The sequence below is a fragment of the Leptolyngbya sp. FACHB-36 genome (assembly GCF_014695955.1).
Classification (GTDB): Bacteria; Cyanobacteriota; Cyanobacteriia; order Leptolyngbyales; family Leptolyngbyaceae; genus FACHB-36.
In genome coordinates, this window is the sequence record NZ_JACJPG010000306.1 from 1 (window position 1) to 3,195 (window position 3,195).

The window sequence follows — 3,195 nt, forward strand, 5'->3', positions numbered from 1 at the left end:
GCACCGCTGGGTTTTTCGTGTGGATTTCCTGCGACTCCAGGTAGCCCAGCACTGCCGTCTCGTCGAACTCCAGTTCGACATCCAGAATCCCTTCGGCTTCCCCACGATACAGCGCCAGCAGATTGTGGGACGCGATCGTGCTCACCTTTGATCGATAGCGGCGGTACATCTCAAATTTTGTCGAGCCTTCTGGGTGTTTCGCGCTAATGTGCGACACCCACACGCCCGACTCCAGCAAAAACTCACGCAGATAGGCACGTCGCTCTGCGTTTTCCGCCACCGATTCTGCCAGAATATCCGACGCTCCTTTTAGTGCGGCTTCTGCAGTTTCGACGCCGTTTTCTGCCGACACATACCGAGCGGCTTCGCTCTCCAAGGACTGCGGCTTCGCAGTCGGCAGATTCTGTAGCCGAATCCACGTCGCCAGCGGTTCCAGTCCTTTTTCTTTAGCGATCGTTGCCCGCGTGCGGCGCTTAGGGCGATACGGCAGGTACAGATCTTCTAGTTCGGGCTTCAGCAAGCAAGCCTCGATCTGCGATCGCAAATCTGGCGTCAGCTTGCCCTGCTGCTCGATCGCCGATAAAACGGTCTGCTTGCGCTCCTCTAACTCGGTCAGGTAGGTGTGACGATCGAGCAGTTCGCGCAGTTGGGTTTCGGTCATTTCGCCTGTGCGCTCTTTGCGGTAGCGGGCGATGAAAGGGACGGTTGCGCCTTCTGCAAACAGTTCTAGGGCGTTCGTAATCTGGGCAGGTCGGAGGGAAAGCTCGTCAGCCAGATGGTGGGAAATGTTGAGCATACGGTCTAATCTGGGGTCTTTTTCAGAATAGACGATCGTTCCCCACGCTTGACCAGCAGCGACTTCTACTGGATTCGCCTTGGAACGATGACTCAATAACTTCAAATGGCATAGCCGTCTCGACTGTCTTAGACAGGTAGGATAGCTATGCCGCAGAATTTACCCCTGATTTACTCCGCAAGCTGTCCCGCAAGAAACAAGACTTCTGGCTCGTGTCTCCTACTGGAAACTAGCCGCTAATAGCTAATGACCCCAGTGGGCTGGTGCACGCCCACATAGTTTTGTCAGCTTGCAGAGCCGATCGCGGATTTCTGATGTTAGAGCATGCGAGTGATAGCGCCATTGCCAGTTGCCTTCGGCTTTGCTAGGAACGTTCATGCGGGCGTCGCTGCCAAAGCCAAGTAGGTCTTGCACCGGAATAATAGCCGTGTTAGAGATCGAACTCAGCGCAAGGCGAATCAAGTCCCAGTGAATGCCTTCGGGACTGGTACAGCCCAGATAACCCAGGACGTTCTCTCGCTCATGGGACGAGAGGCTCTCGAACCAGCCTACGGTTGTGTTGTTGTCGTGGGTGCCCGTGTAGACAACACTGTTGCGCGAGAAGTTAAACGGCAAATAGGGATTTCCAGGGTCCGAACCAAAGGCAAATTGCAGAATTTTCATGCCAGGAAACTCGAAGCGATCGCGCAATTCTTCGACTTCCGGTGTGATTACGCCTAAATCCTCTGCCAAAATTGGCAGCTTGCCCAGCTTCTCTCGCAGCACCTCAAAGAACTCCATGCCCGGAGCTTTGATCCATCTGCCGTTCATCGCGGTTTCCTCGCCTTGGTCCACCGCCCAAAATGCTTCAAAGCCGCGGAAGTGGTCAATGCGAATTAAGTCCACGTAGTCCAGCATTGCCCGGAATCGCTGCACCCACCAGTGAAACTCAGACTTTTGCAAATGCTCCCACTCGTAGACGGGATTGCCCCAAAGCTGACCCGTTTCACTAAAATAATCGGGCGGCACGCCTGCCATCAGCGCGGGTTTTCCAGTCTCGTCTAGGGAAAAATTCTCAGGGTTTGCCCACACATCGGCACTGTCGTGAGCAACGTAGATGGGAATGTCACCAATAATTTGAATATTTTTAGAGTTGGCATAGCGTCTGAGTTCCGACCACTGGTAGAAGAACTCAAACTGCAAAAATTTCTCGTAGAAGATCTCTGCGGTGAGGCGACGGCTGTACTGTTCCAGCACCTCTGGCTTGCGATGAGCCAGATCCGGTTCCCACGTGTGCCAGCTTGACCCCTGCTGGTCTCGCTTCAGTGCCATAAACAGCGCATAGTCGTCGAGCCAGTACGCTTTACTGTCGCAGAACTGCTGAAACTGCGATCGCTGCTCTGAGGTTGCCCGCTGCTTGAAGTTCTCGCAGGCGGTTTGCAGCAGCGGTGTCTTGGCAGCTACCACGCGATCGTACTCAACGCGATCGGGTGAGAATTCCGGGAAATTAGCCAAATCACCGTCATCCAGCAATCCATCATGCCGCAGCCGCTCTGGACTGATCAGCATTGGGTTGCCTGCTAGCGCCGAGTAGCACATGTATGGCGAGTTGCCAAATCCTGTCGGTCCTAGCGGCAGCACCTGCCAAAGCTGCTGTCCTGAGTCTGCTAGAAAGTCGATAAACTGCCGAGCCTCCGGTCCTAAATCGCCAATGCCAAACCGACCGGGAAACGAGGTAGGATGCAGCAAAAGACCGCTGACCCGATGGAGCTTTACCGGAGCCTGAGTTACGGGAGAACGAGTCATGAATCTGTCGCGAAATAAGCTGCTTAGACAGTATCACGCCGTCCCAGAGGATAAACCTACCGGATGAAAGATTGAACAGGGCAACAACGGCACCAGCCGCCAAGCCAACCACGATCGCCAAATTCGGCTGCCAGCGGCTTAGCTGGCAGCACGTGGCTAGCAAAATCGCATTAATTGCCCGCTGATACAAGCCAGTTCCGGCACCGCTTGACGAGGTCTGATAGCAACAATCAAGGACCGCTCAGCAGAGGATTGGCAGGTGAGTATTCAACAAACTGCCAGCGCAATCGGCTAGCGCAAGAGGTTTGCTGCACCTGCTGCACCTGAAACTCGACTAGACGCTCGGCTCCAGCAACGGTAGCAATCCGCTCCGGCTCCCAGACGATCGTGGCACTGCCCGTGAGTTGCAGCGTATGTCCTTGCTCAAAATCGATAAACAGCAATCCTGCACTTGGATTCACCTGCAAATTTCCTAGCGTGTTAAACATGTTGTTGCCGGAATAATCGGGAAACACCAAACGCTCGGAGTCCACTTGAACAAAGCCAGGATAGCCACCGCGATGAGACGCATCCGCTCCATGAGTGGGATGAAGGCTGGCAATGAAAAAGGTGTC

At 54.3% G+C, this 3,195-nt stretch carries 3 protein-coding genes; all 3 read right to left on the bottom strand.

The features are described 5' to 3' along the window. Window positions 1-796: Tex-like N-terminal domain-containing protein (locus tag H6F43_RS08390; protein ID WP_347272387.1), on the bottom strand; the 796-nt coding region annotated here is incomplete at its 3' end. A gap of 243 nt (window positions 797-1,039) precedes the next feature. Next, window positions 1,040-2,581 (bottom strand): 4-alpha-glucanotransferase, encoded by a 1,542-nt coding sequence (gene malQ, locus H6F43_RS08395; RefSeq protein ID WP_190342343.1) that lies wholly within the window; start codon window positions 2,579-2,581, stop codon window positions 1,040-1,042. A gap of 230 nt (window positions 2,582-2,811) precedes the next feature. Next, window positions 2,812-3,195 (bottom strand): pyridoxamine 5'-phosphate oxidase family protein (locus H6F43_RS08400; protein WP_190342344.1); only part of this gene is annotated, 384 nt, incomplete at its 5' end.

Coding starts and splice junctions, on each gene's coding strand:
- malQ (WP_190342343.1), bottom strand. CDS start 2,581: ATGACTCGTTCTCCCGTAACTCAGGCTCCGGTAAAGCTCCATCGGGTC.